This window comes from Streptomyces sp. NPDC050546, from assembly GCF_044457425.1.
In the GTDB taxonomy this organism is placed as follows: domain Bacteria; phylum Actinomycetota; class Actinomycetes; order Streptomycetales; family Streptomycetaceae; genus Streptomyces.
On sequence record NZ_JBITGX010000012.1, the window covers coordinates 162294 to 181084 of the forward strand.

Here is an 18791-nt window from a genome sequence, read left to right on the forward strand (position 1 = left end):
TCACTCCGCTCACTCCGCCTGGAGCACCAGCAGCGCGAGATCGTCGGCCGGGGGCCGCGCCCCGAACTCGTGCACCAGCCGCTTGATCCGCTCGGCTATCAGCTCGGCGTCCAGCCCCGCGCACCCGGCCAGCGCCGCCGCGAGCCCGTCCTCGTCGTCGAACTGACGGGAGCCGGAGCGGCGCTCGGTCACGCCGTCGGTGACGCACAGCAGCGTGTCGCCGGACCGCAGCTCGAAGGTGTCGCTGGTGTACGTGGCGTCCTCGACGACCCCCAGGAGGGTCTGTGGCTGCGCTGTCGCGTGGACCTCGCCGCCCGCTCCGAGCAGCAGGGGGAGCGGGTGCCCGGCGGAGGCGACGGTGCAGCGGACACCGCCGTCGAAGGGGACCAGTTCGCCGTAGAGCAGGGACAGGAAACGTGTCTGGGGGCCGTCGCCGGGCGGGGTCGGCCGGGCGCCCGCGGCCACCAGCGCCCGGGCCGCCGCGTCCGCGGCCTCCGTGGCGTCGTCGAGCAGCAGCTGGTTGAGGCGGTCGAGGACGTCGGCGACCCGGTAGCCCTCGCGGGCCAGCAGCCGCAGCCAGGGCCGGGCCAGCCCGATCACGACGGCCGCCTCGGGGCCCTTGCCCTGGACGTCGCCGACGGCGAAGCACCAGCGGCCGTCACCGGCAGGGAACAGGTCGTAGAAGTCGCCGCTGGGCCCGCCCTTGTCGTACGGCTCGTAGACGAGCGCGCTGCGCACTCCGGGGATCTCGGCGACGGCGCCGGGGAGCAGTCCGCGCTGGAGTACGGCGCTGATGGTGGCCTGGCGGGCGTACTGGCGGGCGGCGCCGATGGCGAGGGCGACGCGGCGGCTGAGGTCCTCGACGAGGCCGGTGATCTCGTCGGGGAAGCCGGCCGCCCCGGACCGGCCGATGACCAGGGTGCCCAGCGGGCGTCCACCGGCGACCAGCCGGTACGCGAGCGCCGACCCCGGCTCGCCGGGCGCCTCACCGAGCGCCTCGCCCGGCCAGGGGTAGTCGACGGGCCCGGATCCGGGGGGATCGGACGGGTGCGGCGGGTCCTTCTCCAGGGCCCGGCGCAGCTCCTCGATGCGGTTCTCGCTGCCGTGCCAGACGCGGGCCAGGCGTGCCCCGCCCGCTCCGGCACCACCGCTCCAGCCACCGCCGGTGGCCTCGTCCTCCAGCCACACCGCGCACCAGTCGGCCAGCCGCGGCACGATCAGCTGCCCGGCGAGGGCGGCGACCAGGTCCTCGTCGAGCTGTCCGGCGAGCAGGTCGGAGGCCTCTGCCAGGAAGGAGAGGGCGCCGCGGCCCAGCCAGGCACCGTCGCGTCCGTCACAGCCGCCCTCGTGACGGTCCCGCCAGTCCCGTACGTCGTTCCAGTCACGCCAGTCCCGCAGACCGTGGGAGTCCTGCGGGTCCTGCCGGTCGCGAGGCCCGCGGGAGTCCTGCCGGTCCCATAAACCGCGGGAGTCCCGCGGGTGCTCCCTGTCCCATCCGTCACGCCGGCGCCACCCGGCCTCCCCCGCTTCTCCCTTGCCGCCGCCGGCGGGGACAACCCCCGGCTCCGGCTCGGGCGCCAGGATCTCCGCCACCCGCAGCCCGCGCGCCAGCGCCTGCTCCTCGGCGTACGCCTCGATCTGCTCGCCCGCCGTGCACCCCCCGGCGGGCAGCCGCGCCCACACGGTCTTGCGGCCCGTGCGGTACGTGATGCCCCAGGCCTCGGAGAGCGCGCCGACGAGCCGCAGGCCGCGCCCGTACTCGGGCATGTCGTGCGGTGTCTCCGGCTCGCCGCCGCGCGGGGCGCGTGAGGGGTGGTGGTCGCAGACCTCGACCACGAGCGCGGCCGTCTCCTTGTCGTCGGTGTCGCCGCCGTGTCCGTCGCCGCCGCTTTCCAGCCGGCACTCCAGCTCGACGTCGGTGCCGGCGTGCACGACGGCGTTGGTGACGAGTTCGCTGACCACGAGCGTGGCGTCGTCGGCGAGGCGGTCGGTGAGGTGCTCGGTGCCGGGCAGACCGAGCCGGGTCCACTCGGCGAGCGCCGAGCGCACGAGGGCGCGTGCGGTGCCCGGCGCGAGCGAGCTGCCGGACAGGGTCGCGTGCGCCCGCGCGCGCTCCTGCGCGGGCGCCTCGGGTATGGGTGCGGGCGCCGGGCAGGCCGGCGCGCACGCGTCGGGCGTGAGCGTCTCGGCAGTCGGTGCGGGCTCCTCGGAAACGGGCTCGTCCTCACCGGACGCAGGCGTCTCCGAAGCGTGGGCAGGCGCCTGCGAGGCACGGGAGGCGGTCTCCCGTTGCGTCGGAATGGCCCCCATGGACAGCTCCCCGGGCAGTTCGTACGAATACGCCACAGTCGATGCCGACAGAGTGACAGACTGACCCCGCCCATAAGCGCCGAGTTACCGAAGTGGGCCGCCATGAGTGAGAACAGTGCTACTCCTGTGGTCGAAGATGGGTACGAAGAAGGTCAGATTCGTACATCCGATCTGCGTCCACTGCTCGCCGCGATGACCGCCGCACGTGACGGCGACTTCGCCAAGGTGCCGGAATCCGGCCACGGGATGGTGGCCGAACTCACCGCGGTCTTCAACCAGATCATGGACCGCAGCATTCACTTCACCACCGAGACACGGCGCGTGAGGCGGGAACTGGTGCGGCACGGCCGGCTCGACGAGCGCCTTTCGGCGAGTCCGGGCCAGGGTCTGTGGACCTCCCGCGTCAACGACGTGAACCAGTTGCTCGACGCCCTGGTCGCCCCGGCGGCGAACGCCACGCGGGTGCTGGACGCGGTGGCCGGCGGCGATCTGACCCAGCGGGTCGATCTGCACGACGGGACCCGGCAGTTACGCGGCGACCTGCGCCGTCTCGGCCGGGCCGTGAACACGATGGTGGATCAGCTGTCCCTGTTCACGGGCGAGGTGACGCGGGTCGCGCGCGAGGTCGGCACCGAGGGCCGGCTCGGCGGCCGGGCCAATGTGCGGGGCCTGTCGGGCAGCTGGCGGGACGTGACCGAGGCCGTCAACACCATGGCGTCCCGGCTGACGGCCCAGGTGCGGGACATCGCGGCGGTGACGACTGCGGTGGCGCGCGGCGACCTGACCCGCACGGTCACGGTGGAGGCGACCGGCGAGCTGCTGGAGCTGAAGCTGACCGTGAACACGATGGTCGACCAGCTCTCCGCCTTCGCCGACGAGGTGACGAGGGTCGCCCGCGAGGTCGGCACCGAGGGTCAGTTGGGCGGACGGGCGCAGGTGCGGGGCGTGTCGGGGGTCTGGAAGGACCTCACCGACAACGTCAACTTCATGGCGTCGAACCTGACCTCGCAGGTGCGGAACATCGCCCAGGTGACGACGGCCGTGGCCAACGGCGACCTGTCCCAGAAGATCACGGTCGCCGCGCAGGGCGAGATCCTGGAGCTCAAGTCGACCATCAACACGATGGTCGACCAGCTCTCCGCCTTCGCCGACGAGGTGACCAGGGTCGCCCGCGAGGTCGGCACCGAGGGCAACCTCGGCGGACGGGCGCAGGTCCGGGGCGTCTCCGGCGTCTGGAAGGACCTCACCGACAACGTCAACTTCATGGCGGACAACCTCACCTCGCAGGTGCGGAACATCGCCCTCGTCTCCACCGCCGTCGCCCAGGGCGACCTCGGCAAGAAGATCACGGTGGAGGCCAAGGGCGAGATCCTGGAGCTCAAGTCCACGATCAACACGATGGTCGACCAGCTCTCCGCCTTCGCCGACGAGGTCACCCGCGTCGCCCGCGAGGTCGGCACGGAAGGCAACCTCGGCGGCCAGGCCCAGGTCCGGGGCGTCTCCGGCGTCTGGAAGGACCTCACCGACAACGTCAACTTCATGGCGCTGAACCTGACCTCCCAGGTGCGCAACATCGCCCAGGTCACCACCGCCGTCGCCAACGGCGACCTGTCGAAGAAGATCACGGTCGACGCCCGCGGCGAGATCCTGGAGCTGAAGGACACCGTCAACACGATGGTGGAGCAGTTGCGCGCCTTCGCCGACGAGGTGACCCGCGTCGCCCGCGAGGTCGGCACCGACGGCCGGCTCGGCGGCCGGGCCCAGGTGCTGGGCGTCTCCGGCGTCTGGCGGGACCTGACGGACAACGTCAACTACATGGCCGACAACCTCACCTCCCAGGTGCGCAACATCGCCCAGGTGGCGACGGCCGTGGCGCAGGGCGACCTCTCCCGGAAGATCGACGTGGACGCGCGTGGCGAGATCCTGGAGCTGAAGACCACCATCAACACGATGGTCGACACGCTGTCCTCCTTCGCCTCCGAGGTCACCCGTGTGGCCCGCGAGGTCGGCAGCGAGGGCCAACTGGGCGGCCAGGCCCGGGTCGAGGGCGTCTACGGCACCTGGAAGCGCCTGACGACGAACGTCAACGAGCTCGCGCTCAACCTCACCACCCAGGTCCGCGCCATCGCCGAGGTCGCCTCCGCGGTGGCCCAGGGCGACATGTCCCGCTCGATCACGGTCGAGACGCGCGGCGAGGTCGCCGAGCTGAAGGACAACATCAACCTGATGGTGGCCAACCTCCGCGAGACGACCCGCGCGAAGGACTGGCTGGAGTCCAATCTGGCCCGTCTGGCCGCCCTGATGCAGGGCCACCGCGACCTGATGGAGGTCGCCGACCTGATACTCCGGGAGCTGACCCCGCTGGTGAACGCGCAGTACGGCGCGTTCTACCTGGCCGACCCGGACGAGGACGGCGCGGCCCTGCGCACCGCCGTGCCGACGAAGGGCCTGGCCTTCATCGCCGGGTACGGCGCCGCCCAGGACGCGACCGTCGAGACCGGGGCCCTTCCCGTGCACGGCCTGGTCGCGCAGGCGGCCCGGGAGAAGAAGCGGATCCTGGTGGAGGGCGCCCCGCCGGACTACATCAAGATCAACAGCGGTCTCGGCGAGGCGGCCCCCACCACGATCGTCATCATCCCGATCCTCTTCGAGGACAAGCTCCTCGGTGTCATCGAGCTCGCCTCCTTCTCCCGCTTCTCCGATGTGCACCTGGCGTTCTTCGACCAGTTCGTGAACACCATCGGCGTCGCCATCAACACGATCATCGCCAACTCCCGCACGGAGTCCCTGCTCGGCGAGTCCCAGCGCCTCGCCATGCAGCTCCAGGAGCGCTCGGACGAACTCCAGAAGCAGCAGGGCGAGCTGCAGCGCTCCAACGCCGAACTGGAGGAGAAGGCCGCCCTGCTGGCCACGTCCTCCCAGTACAAGTCCGAGTTCCTGGCGAACATGTCGCACGAGCTGCGCACGCCGCTGAACTCCCTGCTGATCCTGGCCCGGCTGCTCTCCGACAACCCGGACGGCCGTCTCTCCGACCAGGAGGTGCAGTTCGCGACGACGATCCACCGCTCGGGCTCGGACCTGCTCCAGCTGATCAACGACATCCTGGACCTGTCGAAGATCGAGGCCGGCCGGATGGACGTACGCCCCAAGCGGCTCCCGCTCATCAAGCTGCTCGACTACGTCCACGCCACGTTCCGCCCCCTCACCATCGACCGGGGGCTCGCCTTCGAGGTGGCGGTCGGCGAGGACGTACCGCGCGAGATGTACTCGGACGAGCAGCGGCTCCAGCAGATCCTGCGCAATCTTCTGTCCAACGCGATCAAGTTCACCGCGTCGGGCAAGGTCGAGCTGCGGGTCGACCGGGTGCAGGACGCCGAGCACCGTTGGGTCCGGGACACCGATGACGTCGTCGCGTTCACCGTGTCCGACACGGGCATCGGCATAGCGCCGGAGAAACTCCCGGTGATCTTCGAGGCGTTCCAGCAGGCCGACGGCACCACCAACCGCAAGTACGGCGGCACCGGCCTCGGCCTGTCGATCAGCCGGGAGATCGCGGGCCTGCTCGGCGGCCGGATCATCGCCGAGAGCGAGCCCGGCAAGGGTTCCAGGTTCACCCTGTACGTCCCGGTCGTCAGCCCCGGCCACACGGCGCCGGCTGCGACTCCGCTCCCGGAGGAGCGCACGGCCCTGCCTCTGTCCCTGTCCCTCCAGCCGGCGGCGGGACCGTACCCGGCCGCGCACGAAACGGACGACGCCTGGCCGGCGCCGACGAAGCTGGAGGCGTGGACGTCCGGCAGGCCGGGCCGGATCCTGGCCGGGCGCCGGGTGCTGATCGTCGACGACGACATCCGCAACGTGTTCGCTCTGACCCATGTCCTGGGCCGGGTCGGCATGACCGTGCTGTACGCGGAGAACGGCCGGGAGGGCATCGAGACCCTGGAGCGCAGCGCGGACGTCGAACTGGTCCTGATGGACATCATGATGCCGGAGATGGACGGCTACGAGACCATCTCCGCCATCCGCCGCGCACCCCGCTGGACGGGCCTGCCGATCGTGGCGCTGACCGCCAAGGCGATGCCGGGCGACCGGGAGAAGTCCATCGCCCGCGGCGCCAACGACTACGTGCCCAAGCCGGTGGACATCGACCGGCTGCTGACGGTCGTGTGCGAACTGCTGGACCCGGAGGACACCGAGGACGCTGAGGACCCGGCGGAGGAGACCCGACCGTCATGAGCACCGACCACGCCGGAATCCTCCTGGTCGACGACATGGAGGACAACCTGACCGCCCTGGAGGCCGTCCTCGCCTCCCTCAACGAACCGCTGGTGCGGGCCCGTTCGGGCGAGGAGGCGATGAAGGCCCTGCTGCGGCAGCCGATCGCCCTGGTGCTGCTCGACATCCGCATGCCCGGCATGGACGGCTTCGAGACGGCCGCCCACATCAAACGCCTCGACCAGACCCGCGACGTCCCGATCATCTTCCTGACGGGCGCGGACGACGACTCGGGCTACGCCTTCCGCGGCTACGCGACCGGCGCCGCCGACTACCTGACCAAGCCCTTCGACCCCTGGGTCCTCAGGGCGAAGGTCACCGTCTTCCTGGACCTCTACCGCAAGGGCAGAGAGGTGGAACGCCTGCGAAAGGAGATCCAGGACCTAAGACGCCGAGTGGATTCGGCCACCTAGGGGCGCGGGGAACTGCGCGACAAGCCACAACGCACCCGCACCCGCCGTGCAGCCCCTGCCCCCCCCCTACGCCTCGCGAGAGCCCTCGTACATCTCCTCGATGAGATGCTTGTACTCCCGCTCCACCACCGGCCGCTTCAACTTCAGACTCGGCGTGATCTCACCGTGCTCCACATCGAGATCCCGCGGCAGCAGCCGGAACTTCTTGATGGTCTGCCACTTCTGAAGCCCCTCGTTGAGCTGCTTCACATACCCGTCGACCATCTCGACCGTCGCGGGCGCGGCCACGATCTCGGCGTACGACTTCCCCCCGAGCCCGTTCTCCTTCGCCCACTCCACGATGGCCAGCTCGTCGAGCGCGATGAGCGCCGTGCAGAAGTTCCGGTCGGCCCCGTGCACCAGGATGTTGGACACGTACGGGCACACCGCCTTGAACTGCCCCTCGACCTCCGCCGGCGCGATGTACTTGCCGCCCGAGGTCTTGATGAGGTCCTTCTTGCGGTCGGTGATCCGCAGGTACCCGTCGGCCGACAGCTCCCCGATGTCCCCGGTGTGGAACCAGCCGTCCGACTCCAGCACCTCGGCGGTCTTCTCGGGCAGCCCGTGGTAGCCCTCCATGATGCCGGGGCCGCGCAGCAGGATCTCCCCGTCGTCGGCGATCCGCACCTCCGTGCCGGGCAGCGGCTTGCCGACCGTACCGGTGCGGTAGGCCTCGCCCGGGTTCACGAACGAAGCCGCCGAGGACTCGGTCAGGCCGTAGCCCTCGAGGATGTGGATGCCGGCGCCGGAGAAGAAGTACCCGATCTCCGGCGCGAGGGCGGCCGACCCGGAGACACAGGCGCGCAGGTTGCCGCCGAAGGCCTCACGGATCTTGGCGAACACCAGCGCGTCGGCGACCTTGTGCTTCGCGCCCAGCCCGAACGGCACGGACATGGTTCCGGTCCGCCGGAAGTTGTCCTGCGCGGCCTTGGCGTACTCGCGCGAGACCTCGGCCGCCCACTGGAAGATCTTGTACTTGGCCCCGCCGCCCGCGCGGGCCTTGGCGGCGACGCCGTTGTAGACCTTCTCGAAGATGCGCGGCACGGCCGCCATGTACGTCGGCTGCACGACGGGCAGATTCTCGATGATCTTGTCGACGCGGCCGTCCACGGCGGTGACGTGCCCGACCTCGATCTGGCCGGAGGTGAGCACCTTGCCGAAGACATGCGCGAGGGGCAGCCACAGGTACTGCACGTCCTCGCTGCTGACCAGGCCGGTCGCGGCGATCGCCTTCGCCATGTACGACCAGTTGTCGTGCGGGAGGCGTACGCCCTTGGGGCGGCCGGTGGTGCCGGAGGTGTAGATGAGGGTGGCGAGCTGATCCTTGGTGATCGCGCCGACCCGCTCCTTGATCAGGTCGGGGTCCTTCTCCAGACGGGCCGCGCCACGCTTCTCCAGCTCGTCGAGGGTGAGGATCCAGTCGGCGCTCTCCTCGGCCGCCAGACCGGCCGGGTCGACGACCACGACATGGGTCAGCTCGGGCAGCTCGGCGCGCTTCTCCTTCGCCTTGGCCAGCTGCTCCACGTTCTCCGCGATGAGCACCCGGCTCTCGGAGTCCGACAGGATGTAGGCGGACTCCTCGGCGTTGGTCTGCGGGTACACCGTGGTGGTCGCGGCGCCGGCGCACATGATGCCGAGGTCGGCGAGGATCCACTCGATCCGGGTGCTGGAGGCGAGCGCGACGCGCTGCTCGGCCCGCACGCCCAGCTCGATGAGTCCCGCCGCGATGGCGTAGACCCGTTCGGCGGCCTGCGCCCAGCTCAGCGACTTCCACTCGTCCGGTCCCTGACCGGAGGACGATGGGACCGGATACCGATATGCCTCTGCGTCCGGCGTGGCCGCCACGCGCTCCAGGAACAGGCCCGCCACCGACGGCGGACGGTTCTCGATCAGGGTCTGTGTGTCGCTCACGACATCCTCCGGGGCCCGCGTCAGGCGGCTGGCTCAGGTGCGGCTGGTTTTACTCGCGAGCCGTTGTTTAACTCGCGAGTAACTATCGAGCAGGGATCAGAGTAAAGGCCGACCGGTCCCCGCGTAAGGGCCCGCGGCCTGTCTCTTCGTACAGACAGCTACCCCACGTACGCACAGGGGCCCGCCGCGCTCTCACGCGGCGGGCCCCTGTTCTACCCGGTTTGGGGTGTAACCCACGGTAATCCGTGACTACTTCTTGCCCTTGCCCGACCCCGCGCTGTCATCGCTGGACAGGACCGCGATGAAGGCCTCCTGCGGAACTTCCACGGAACCCACCATCTTCATCCGCTTCTTGCCCTCCTTCTGCTTCTCCAGCAGCTTCCGCTTACGGGAGATGTCACCGCCGTAGCACTTGGCGAGGACGTCCTTGCGGATGGCGCGGATGGTCTCGCGGGCGATCACCCGGGAGCCGATGGCGGCCTGAACGGGCACCTCGAAGGCCTGGCGCGGGATGAGCTCGCGCAGCTTGGCGACGAGCCGTACGCCGTACGCGTACGCCTGGTCCTTGTGGGTGATCGCCGAGAAGGCGTCCACCTTGTCGCCGTGCAGCAGGATGTCGACCTTGACCAGGCTGGAGGTCTGCTCGCCGGTGGGCTCGTAGTCGAGCGAGGCGTACCCGCGGGTCTTGGACTTCAGCTGGTCGAAGAAGTCGAAGACGATCTCGGCGAGCGGCAGGGTGTAGCGGATCTCCACCCGGTCCTCGGAGAGGTAGTCCATGCCGAGCAGCGTGCCGCGCCGGGTCTGGCACAGTTCCATGATCGAGCCGATGAACTCGCTGGGCGCCAGGATGGTGGCCCGCACGACCGGCTCGTAGACCTCCGAGATCTTGCCCTCGGGGAACTCGCTCGGGTTGGTGACCGTGTGCTCGGTGCCGTCCTCCATGAGGACGCGGTAGACCACGTTCGGGGCCGTGGCGATCAGGTCGAGCCCGAACTCACGCTCCAGCCGCTCGCGGATGACGTCCAGGTGCAGCAGGCCGAGGAAGCCGACACGGAATCCGAAGCCGAGAGCGGCGGAGGTCTCCGGCTCGTAGACCAGCGCGGCGTCGTTGAGCTGGAGCTTGTCGAGCGCCTCGCGCAGATCGGGGTAGTCCGAGCCGTCGAGCGGATACAGCCCGGAGAAGACCATGGGCTTGGGGTCCTTGTAGCCGCCGAGCGGCTCCTCGGCCCCCTTCTGCTGGCTGGTGACGGTGTCACCGACCTTGGACTGGCGGACGTCCTTCACGCCGGTGATCAGGTAGCCCACCTCGCCGACACCGATGCCGTCGGCCGCCTTCATCTCCGGCGAGTTCGTGCCGATCTCCAGCAGCTCGTGCGTGGCGCCGGTGGACATCATCCGGATCCGCTCGCGCTTGTTGAGCTGGCCGTCGATGACACGGACGTACGTCACGACACCGCGGTAGGAGTCGTAGACGGAGTCGAAGATCATGGCGCGCGCGGGCGCGTCCTTGACCCCGACCGGCGCCGGGACCTCCCTGACGACCCGGTCCAGCAGCGCCTCGACGCCCATGCCCGTCTTGGCGGACACCTTCAGCACGTCGTCCGGGTCGCAGCCGATGAGGTTGGCCAGCTCCTCGGAGAACTTCTCGGGCTGCGCCGCCGGCAAGTCGATCTTGTTGAGGACAGGGATGATCTTGAGGTCGTTCTCCATCGCCAGGTAGAGGTTGGCGAGAGTCTGGGCCTCGATGCCCTGGGCGGCGTCGACCAGGAGGATGGTGCCCTCGCAGGCGGCGAGCGACCGCGAGACCTCGTAGGTGAAGTCGACGTGCCCCGGGGTGTCGATCATGTTGAGGATGTGCGTGTTGCCTGGCTCCTCGGTGGGAGCCCAGGGCAGACGCACCGCCTGGGACTTGATCGTGATGCCGCGCTCACGCTCGATGTCCATGCGGTCGAGGTACTGAGCGCGCATCTGCCGCTGTTCGACCACCCCGGTCAGCTGGAGCATCCGGTCGGCGAGCGTGGACTTGCCGTGGTCGATGTGCGCGATGATGCAGAAGTTGCGGATCAGAGCCGGGTCGGTACGGCTCGGTTCGGGCACATGGCTAGGGATCGCGGGCACGCAGGGTCCTGATTCTTGAGGCGTCCGCAGTGTCTGCGGTCTCGGGTCGGATCGATACGTAGCCTCCATGGTCCCACGGGTGGGGACCATGGACGGGTTTGGGCCGTGGATGGCCGCGCTGATACCGTGGGGGGCTGTGCCTCATGCCCTCTCAGCAGGAGGCGCTACCTCAAGAAATCATCGGTACGGGTCCCGTGCGGCCCCGTGCCAGAACCTGAAAAGGCTCATTCGTGGCGAACATCAAGTCCCAGATCAAGCGGATCAAGACCAACGAGAAGGCTCGGCTGCGCAACAAGGCCGTCAAGTCCTCCCTCAAGACCGCGATCCGCAAGGCCCGTGAGGCTGCTGCCGCGGGTGACGTCGAGAAGGCCAACGAGTACCAGCGCGTCGCCGCGCGTCAGCTCGACAAGGCCGTCTCGAAGGGCGTCATCCACAAGAACCAGGCTGCCAACAAGAAGTCGGCGCTGGCTCAGCGCGTCGCCGCGCTCAAGGGCTGACATCTGATGTGACGCCGGAGGGAATCGAGCGGGCCCTCTCATCCGCTCCCTTCCGGCACCCCTCGGATCCGCGCGCGGCCTGCGTTCGCCACGCGGGCGCGGATCCAGCAGCTTGAATCGAAGGCCGGGTGCCTCTCCTGTTCCCCATGGGAGGGCATCCGGCCTTCGGCCTGTTCAGGCCCAGAACGCGTTGTTCTTGTCGATGTCCTCGACGCATTCGTCGAGGTCGGTGACCTTGTCGCCGACGATCCGGAAGATGATGCAGCCGGTGTCGTCGAGGCGCCTGCCCTTGCGCTCGGCGGTGAAGCGGTTCATCGCGACCACGTGGCCACGGCCGTCGACACAGATACCGATCAGTTCGGAATCCATCGTCCCGTCGGTCTCCATGCCGAGCCGCTCGTACATCTCGATGATCGCGTCCACCCCTTTGAAGTCACCCGACAACGGGTGATCTCCCGGTACGTGGTGTGTGGCGTCCGACGCGATCATCCCGCGCAAGGCGTCCATGTCACCGCGCGAGAAGGCTTCGAATCCCTTGCGGACGAGCGCTGCGTGCGGGTGTTCAGCCATGGCCCTCGCCACCTCTCCGTCACTGGGCGACGTACGGCTGACACTCCCGATTCTCCCTCCGGCCGTCGCGCACGGCACAGTGGAGAGATGAACGGTGACAAAAGGGATGTACTGGCACTGGCCCGTGTGGCGACCAGGCTTCCCGCCCAGGACCTGGACCGGGCGCGGCGCTTCTACGCCGAGAAGCTCGGCCTTGAGCCCGCCGACGAACGGCCCGGAGGGCTGCTCTACCGGTGCGGCGGCGGGGAGTTCGTGCTGTTCCGCTCGACGGGCGCCTCACCCGGCACCTTCACCCAGATGGCGTTGGAGGTCGACGACATCGACGCCGCCGTGGCGGAGCTGAAGCGGCGCGGTGTGGTGTTCGAGGAGGTCGACCTGCCCAGCTTGCGCACGCGGGACGGGATCGCCGAGATCGAGGGGAACTACCCGAGCAAGGGCGCCCGGGGTGAACGCGGCGGCTGGTTCCGCGACAGCGAGGGGAACATGCTGGGCATCGGCGAGCCCGTCCGCTGAGGAGCGGACCTGGGGCCCGTCGTTCGGATCAGGTCGCGGGAAACGACGGTGCTGTCCGGTGCCGCGTCTGCGGCCTGGTCCAGACGACAGGCCCTACCCGCGTCCCCTGGACCGGGCGGCCCGGGCGATGGCAACCACCGCCTTCTCCAGCGCGTACGCCGGGTCGTCCCCGCCGCCCTTCACCCCCGCGTCCGCCTCGGCCACCGCCCGCAGCGCCACCGACACGCCGTCCGGGGTCCACCCGCGCATCTGCTGCCTGACCCGGTCGATCTTCCACGGCGGCATCCCCAGCTCGCGCGCGAGATCGGCCGGCCGGCCTCCGCGCGCCGAGGACAGCTTCCCGATCGCCCGGACGCCCTGCGCCAGCGCGCTGGTGATCATCACCGGCGCCACCCCGGTCGCCAGCGACCAGCGCAGCGCCTCCAGCGCATCCGCCGCCCGCCCCTCGACCGCACGGTCGGCGACCGTGAAGCTCGACGCCTCGGCCCGGCCCGTGTAGTACCGCCCGACGACCGCCTCGTCGATCGTCCCCTCGACATCCGCGACCAGCTGCGAAACGGCCGACGCCAGCTCCCGCAGATCGCTCCCGATCGCGTCGACGAGCGCCTGGCACGCCTCCGGTGTCGCGGACCTCCCCGTCCCCCGGAACTCGCCCCGTACGAACGCCAGCCGGTCCGCCGGCTTCGTCATCTTCGGGCAGGCCACCTCGCGCGCCCCGGCCTTGCGCGCCGCGTCGAGCAGCCCCTTGCCCTTGGCTCCTCCGGCGTGCAGCAGCACGAGGGTGATCTCCTCGGCGGGCGCGCCGAGATAGCCCTTGACGTCTTTGATCGTGTCGGCCGAGAGGTCCTGCGCGTTGCGCACGACCACGACCTTGCGCTCCGCGAAGAGCGACGGACTCGTCAGCTCGGCGAGGGTGCCGGGCTGCAACTGGTCCGAAGTCAGGTCCCGCACGTCCGTGTCGGCGTCGGCGGCCTTCGCCGCTGCCACCACCTCCTGCACGGCACGGTCGAGCAGCAGCTCCTCCTGGCCCACGGCTAGCGTCACCGGGGCGAGAGGGTCGTCATTCGCAGTCTTCCTGGCCATCGCGACAAGCATCCCACGCGGCACTGACAACGGGTCCGGACGGACCGGAGGGTGCCCCGGCCCTACGGTTCTTCCCGCCAGCCGTCCCACTCCCCGGCGAACCGGTCCAGGTCCCCGGCGTCCAGCCGCCCGCCCTCGTCCCTCAGGACGACCAGCCACTGCGCGTCCTCGGCATCGTCCTCACCGGCCAGCGCGTCCCGCACCAGCTGCGGCTCCTCGACGATCCCGAACCTCTCCCCGAGCGCCTCGACCACCTCTTCCGCGGCATCACGGTCGGGCAGCACCAGCACATGTCGCACATCACTCACGCCGGACATTGTCCGACACCGCGTCGCGGCCCGGTCCGCCGGATCCCCGGCTCAGACCTTGCGGACGACCTGCACATCGAGGTCGATCCTGATGCTCGGTCCGACCACCGCGATGCCCCGCGCCAGCATCGTCTGCCAGCTCACGGTGAAGTCGTCCCGGTGCAGCTCGGTCGTGGCCCGGCAGGCCGCCCTCAGCTCGCCCTCCATGCCGTTGCCCAGCCCCAGATACTCCGTGTCCAGCGTGACGGTCCGCGTGACGCCGTGCAGTGACAGCGCCCCCGTGACGGCCCAGCGGTTCGCGCCCTTGTGCACGAACCGGTCGCTGTAGAACTCCAGCGTCGGGAACTTCGCGACGTCCAGGAAGTCCGCCGAGCGCAGATGGTCGTCACGCATCTTCACGTTGGTGTCGATGGACGCCGCGTCGATCACCACGTGCATCGCCGACCGCTCCAACGGGTCGGTGACCCGGATGACACCCGCGAACGACTTGAACTGCCCGTGGATCCGGGCCAGTCCGATGTGCCGCGCGGTGAAGGCGAGCGAGGAGTGCGCCGACTCGATCTCCCAGTCGCCGGGTTCGGGCAGCTCCGGCGGCCGGGCCACCTGCAGCGTCACGTCCCCGAGCGACGCGAGCGTGTTCTCGGCGACCTGTGTGGTCGCCCGGTACGGCGTGTAGCCCTCCGCCGACACCGCGAGCCGGTACTCCCCCGCCGGCACCGTCGTCACGAACGACCCGAACGGATCCGCGCCGCCACTGACCACCGCACGCCCCATGGCGTCGGTGACCGCGAACTCCGCGTGTCTGACCGGCTCGTTGACCGGGTCGAGCACTCTGCAGCTCAGCACCCCCGCACTCGGCGGCGTCGGCACCGCCGCCAGAGGGCTCGTCCGGTGTACCCGGTTCGTTCGGCTTCCCAGCCAGCGGCCGATCATCTGGACACCTCGTGCGACTCGAAGTCAGCGGTTTGATCACTGTTCACCGAAGACGCATTCGACCACCGATGAGGCTTTCGAGGCAACACGCGACCACATCACGGGAATCCAGCACATGTGATGGGACTACTCCCGAGTAGAACCGACTGGAACCATGTGAACCATGTGTGGACGGTGTGTACCTTCTGGACCGAATAGGCCTTCCTGACGGGTCCGCAACAGCTCTCCCCGCGGGTCCGGAACAGCCCTCCCGGCAGGTCCGGAACAGCCCTCCCGTCCGGTTCGGATCAGCCCTCCCGTCCGGTGCCCCGGACCTCCGGCACCGCATCGAGCTCGATCCCGAACCGGTCCCGGTACACCCCGAGCACCTCCTCGTCCGTCTCCAGCACCCGCTCCTCCCGTGTCCCGTCGGCCGCCGTCACCGTGTACTTGCGTCCGCTGAGCGTGATCCTCCCTCCGTCCTCCGTGACCCTCGAGCAGACCAGCGACCGCGTGAAGTGCGACTCCGGCGACGTACTGTGCCACCACGCCCCGGCCACGAAGTCACCGAGCGCCCGCGGCCGCACCTCCAGGCGGTACTGCGGCCTGCCGTCCCGGATGACCCGCAGGTCCGCCGCCTCCACCCTGTCGTGTCCGCCGCGCACCCCGGCCGCGTCCGGCCCCGCCTCCACGATCCGGAACGTGCCCCCCGGGTCCTCCTGCTCTCCCCGCTCCCCGAACGCCAGCGGAAGGTGGCTGTGCGCCCCGAATCCGACGTCGGCCAGCCAGTCGCCCCCGTCCACCGTCCGCACCCGCAGCGCGAGATGGTCGTACGGGATCCCGAGCCGCTCCTCGTCCCCGTACACCCGCCCCGCGAGCAACGCCACCTCGTACCCCAGCGCGGCGAGCAACGCCCCGAAGGATCCGTTGAGTTCGTAGCAGAACCCGCCCCGCCTGGCACCCACCACCTTGTCCAGCAGCCGCTTCTCCTCCAGCACGATCTCCTCGCCGAGATGGATGGAGAGGTTCTCGAACGGCACGGTCCGCAGATGCCGCAGGTGCAGCTCGCGCAGCGCGTCGACGGTGGGCCACGCCGGGGGCTCGGCCCCCAGGCGGCGGAGATAGGCATCAACCTGTGCTGAGTTCATGCCCTCAGTCTCGCGCCACCCTCAGCTCTCCGCCCTCTCCTACGACCGCCAGTGCGCCGTCCCGGTCCGTCCGCAGCACCGTCGCACCCCCGGCGCGCAGTGCCGCCACCGTGCCGGGCGCCGGATGCCCATAGGTGTTGTTCGCGCCACAGCTGATCAGGGCAAGCCTCGGGGCCGCCCGGCGTATGAGTCCGGGGTCCTGGTAGGCCGAGCCGTGATGGGCGACCTTCAGCACGTCCACGCCGGCCAGCGCCTCGGCCGCCGGTGACCTGGCCAGCGCCCGCTGGGCCGGGGGTTCGAGGTCCCCGAGGAGCAGCAGCCGCAGCCCCGCCGTCCGGACCAGCATGGCCACACTGGCGTCGTTCGGCCCCTCCGGCACCGGTTGGGCCGGGAGCACCTGCGGATGCGAACCAGGCGGCGAGCCGGCCGGCGGCGGTGGCGGGCTCGGTGGCGGCCACACCACCTGCCAGGACAACCCGCCCGCGCGGCGCTGCTCCCCGGCGGCGGCGCTCGTCACGGGCACCCGCCGGGCCGCCGCCTGTCTCCGGACGAACGCGGCCTGGTCCGCGGGCTCCGCGAATCCCGTCGTCTCGATCGCGCCCACGGCCCGTCCGCGCAGCACACCGGGCAGCCCCGCCACATGATCGGCGTGGAAGTGGGTGAGCACGACGAGCGGGATCCTGGTGATGCCGAGCGTGCGCAGGCAGTGGTCGACGAGCCGCGGATCGGGCCCCGCGTCCACCACCACTCCGGTGCCCTCGCCCGCCGCGAGCACCATGGCGTCGCCCTGCCCCACGTCACACATGACCAGCCGCCAGCCCGGCGGCGGCCAGCCCGTGATCACCCGGGTCAGCGGCGGTGGCTGCACCACCGCCAGCGCCAGCAGCAGCCCGCAGACCCCACACCACCACGGATGTCCGAGCAGTCGCCGCCCCACCAGCAGCACCACCAGGGTCACGGCCGCGAGCAGCGCCGCACCCGCCCAGCTGCCCGGCCAGTCCACGCCCCCGCCTGGCAGCGCCGCCCCGGTCCGGGCGACTTCGGCGATCCACTCGGCGGGCCAATGCGCGCACCACGCCAGGGCCTTGGCCACGGGCATCGCCACCGGTGCCGTGGCCAGGGCCGCGAAGCCCAGCACGGTGGCGGGCGCGATCGCGAACTCCGCGAGCAGATTGCACGGCACCGCGACCAGACTCACCCGCGCCGACAGCACGGTGACCACGGGTGCGCACAGAGCCTGCGCGGCGGCTGCGGCGGCCAGCGCCTCGGCGAGCCTGGGCGGCACCCCGCGCCGGCGCAGCCCGGCGCTCCAGCGCGGCGCGAGCGTGAGCAGCGCCCCGGTGGCCACGACGGACAGCAGGAATCCGTAACTCCGCGCCAGCCACGGGTCGTACAGCACCAGCAGCAGGACCGCCGTCGCCAGCGCCGGGATCAGAGACCTCCGGCGGCCGGTCGCGAGGGCGCACAGCGCGACGGCTCCGCAGGCCGCGGCCCGCAGCACACTCGGGTCGGGTCTGCACACCACGACGAACCCTAGGGAGAGCGCGCCCCCGAGCACCGCCGTCTCGCGCAGGGAGATACCGAGGCGAGGCGCGATCCCCCGCCGCTCGACGTGCTGCGCCAGGCCCGGCGGCCCGAGGAGCAGGGCGAGCAGAATCGTGAAGTTGGCCCCGGAAACGGCGAGTGTGTGCGTGAGGTCGGTCTCCTTGAAGGCCTCCTCCAGTTCCGGAGTGATGCGCGAGGTGTCTCCCACCACGAGCCCCGGCAACAGGGCCCGCGCATCAGCCGACAGCCCGCCGGTCGCCTCCCGCAACCCGGCGCGCAACCGCCCCGCGAGCCGCTGAGCCCCCGAGGGCTCTTCCACCACCTGCGGTACGCCCTGGTCCCGCACTCGCAGCACGGCCGCGACCCGGTCACCGCCCGTCATCGCGGGCGCCAGCCGCGCGCTGACCCGCAGCCGCGTCGACGGCAGCAGCGCGAGCCACGGCGACCGCACCCGCTCACCGGCCGACGACGACGGCTGATCACCCCCTGTACCTCGGCGGGCCGGCCTCACGTCGACGATCATCAACACCGGTGTCCGCGTCACCGCTGCCGTGCCGCCCGCCTCGTGGACCCGCCGCACCTCGGCATCGATCAGCACGGCAGTGGGAGCCACGTGATCGCCCCGGACTCTCGGACGGGTCAGGCGGGGGTCGGAGGTGAGCTCGACCTCGGCGGTCACCGTCGCGTACTCCCGCGCCAGGCCGGGCACGGGCCCCCGGCGCAGATCCGCCCCGTGCAGCCCTGCCGAGGCGGCGGCAGCGGCGACGCAGAGCAGCACGGCGGCGGCCGACGCACGCGGCCATGACGCCGTCGCGGATCTCCGGGCCAGCGGCAGCAGCCCGACGGCGAGCAGACAACCGGCCACGATGCCCGCGGCCCACCCCGCTGATGCGTTCAGCACCAGCGCCGCCGTCCCCCAGGCCGCGAGGGCGGGTGGCACCAGCCGTAGGTCGGTGGGCCCTTCCTGGCGCGGGCGGGCGGTGCCGAGCCGCTGCCCCGACGAGGCGTGCACGGAGGACCGGGCAGGCTCAGGAGCGGCGTCGGGGACGGACCTGGGAGCGGCCCCAGGGACGGCCCCAGGGACGGCCCCAGGGACGGCCCCAGGGACGGCCCCAGGGGCAGCATCGTCCCGCCGCGCAGGCGGGTCAGCGG

General features: G+C 70.7%; 13 protein-coding genes. 4 read left to right on the top strand and 9 right to left on the bottom strand.

Features of this window, described 5'->3' with window-relative positions; translation table 11 throughout:
• Nucleotides 1–9: 9 nt before the first annotated feature.
• Entirely contained in the window at nt 10–2310 is a 2301-nt protein-coding gene (locus ACIBK5_RS28570; protein ID WP_399023830.1) for a SpoIIE family protein phosphatase, read from the bottom strand.
• A 102-nt stretch (nt 2311–2412) separates the two neighbouring features.
• On the opposite strand from ACIBK5_RS28570, the gene ACIBK5_RS28575 reads away from it, so the two are divergent.
• The gene (locus ACIBK5_RS28575) at nt 2413–6543 is read left to right on the top strand and encodes a HAMP domain-containing protein (protein WP_399023832.1); all 4131 of its coding nucleotides are present in this window, start codon (nt 2413–2415) and stop codon (nt 6541–6543) included.
• Nucleotides 6540–6995: a two-component system response regulator gene (locus ACIBK5_RS28580; protein ID WP_399023834.1), complete on the top strand. Its 456-nt coding sequence runs from the start codon at nt 6540–6542 to the stop codon at nt 6993–6995. Before ACIBK5_RS28575 ends, ACIBK5_RS28580 begins: the two co-directional genes overlap by 4 nt.
• A gap of 66 nt (nt 6996–7061) precedes the next feature.
• On the opposite strand, the gene ACIBK5_RS28585 is transcribed toward ACIBK5_RS28580, so the two are convergent.
• Both ACIBK5_RS28585 and lepA read right to left on the bottom strand, forming a co-directional pair.
• The gene (locus ACIBK5_RS28585; protein ID WP_399023836.1) at nt 7062–8945 is read right to left on the bottom strand and encodes an AMP-dependent synthetase/ligase; all 1884 of its coding nucleotides are present in this window, start codon (nt 8943–8945) and stop codon (nt 7062–7064) included.
• A 249-nt stretch (nt 8946–9194) separates the two neighbouring features.
• Nucleotides 9195–11063 carry a translation elongation factor 4 gene (lepA, locus tag ACIBK5_RS28590; RefSeq protein ID WP_399023839.1) on the bottom strand — a complete coding sequence of 623 codons (1869 nt, stop codon included), beginning with the start codon at nt 11061–11063 and terminating at the stop codon, nt 9195–9197.
• A gap of 230 nt (nt 11064–11293) precedes the next feature.
• On the opposite strand from lepA, the gene rpsT reads away from it, so the two are divergent.
• Nucleotides 11294–11560, top strand: coding sequence for a 30S ribosomal protein S20 (gene rpsT / locus ACIBK5_RS28595; RefSeq protein ID WP_391097473.1), 267 nt, complete (start codon nt 11294–11296; stop codon nt 11558–11560).
• Between the two features lie 174 nt (nt 11561–11734).
• Here the strand turns inward: rpsT and ACIBK5_RS28600 are convergent, their stop codons facing one another.
• Nucleotides 11735–12130, bottom strand: a complete 396-nt coding sequence (locus tag ACIBK5_RS28600) for a nuclear transport factor 2 family protein (RefSeq protein ID WP_399023841.1) — start codon at nt 12128–12130, stop codon at nt 11735–11737.
• Nucleotides 12131–12217: 87 nt separating this feature from the next.
• Between ACIBK5_RS28600 and ACIBK5_RS28605 the strand changes: the two genes are divergently transcribed.
• Nucleotides 12218–12643: a VOC family protein gene (locus ACIBK5_RS28605; protein WP_399023843.1), complete on the top strand. Its 426-nt coding sequence runs from the start codon at nt 12218–12220 to the stop codon at nt 12641–12643.
• 93 nt (nt 12644–12736) lie between these two features.
• Here the strand turns inward: ACIBK5_RS28605 and holA are convergent, their stop codons facing one another.
• From holA to ACIBK5_RS28630, 5 genes are all read right to left on the bottom strand, one after another.
• On the bottom strand, nt 12737–13726 hold the full coding sequence (gene holA / locus ACIBK5_RS28610) for a DNA polymerase III subunit delta (RefSeq protein ID WP_399023845.1): 990 nt from the start codon (nt 13724–13726) through the stop codon (nt 12737–12739).
• Nucleotides 13727–13788: 62 nt separating this feature from the next.
• Nucleotides 13789–14034 carry a hypothetical protein gene (locus ACIBK5_RS28615; RefSeq protein WP_399023847.1) on the bottom strand — a complete coding sequence of 82 codons (246 nt, stop codon included), beginning with the start codon at nt 14032–14034 and terminating at the stop codon, nt 13789–13791.
• A 51-nt stretch (nt 14035–14085) separates the two neighbouring features.
• Entirely contained in the window at nt 14086–14967 is an 882-nt protein-coding gene (locus tag ACIBK5_RS28620) for a YceI family protein (protein ID WP_399023849.1), read from the bottom strand.
• A 287-nt stretch (nt 14968–15254) separates the two neighbouring features.
• On the bottom strand, nt 15255–16094 hold the full coding sequence (locus ACIBK5_RS28625) for an arylamine N-acetyltransferase (RefSeq protein WP_399023851.1): 840 nt from the start codon (nt 16092–16094) through the stop codon (nt 15255–15257).
• A 4-nt stretch (nt 16095–16098) separates the two neighbouring features.
• Nucleotides 16099–18651: a ComEC/Rec2 family competence protein gene (locus ACIBK5_RS28630; RefSeq protein ID WP_399023853.1), complete on the bottom strand. Its 2553-nt coding sequence runs from the start codon at nt 18649–18651 to the stop codon at nt 16099–16101.
• Nucleotides 18652–18791 lie beyond the last annotated feature (140 nt).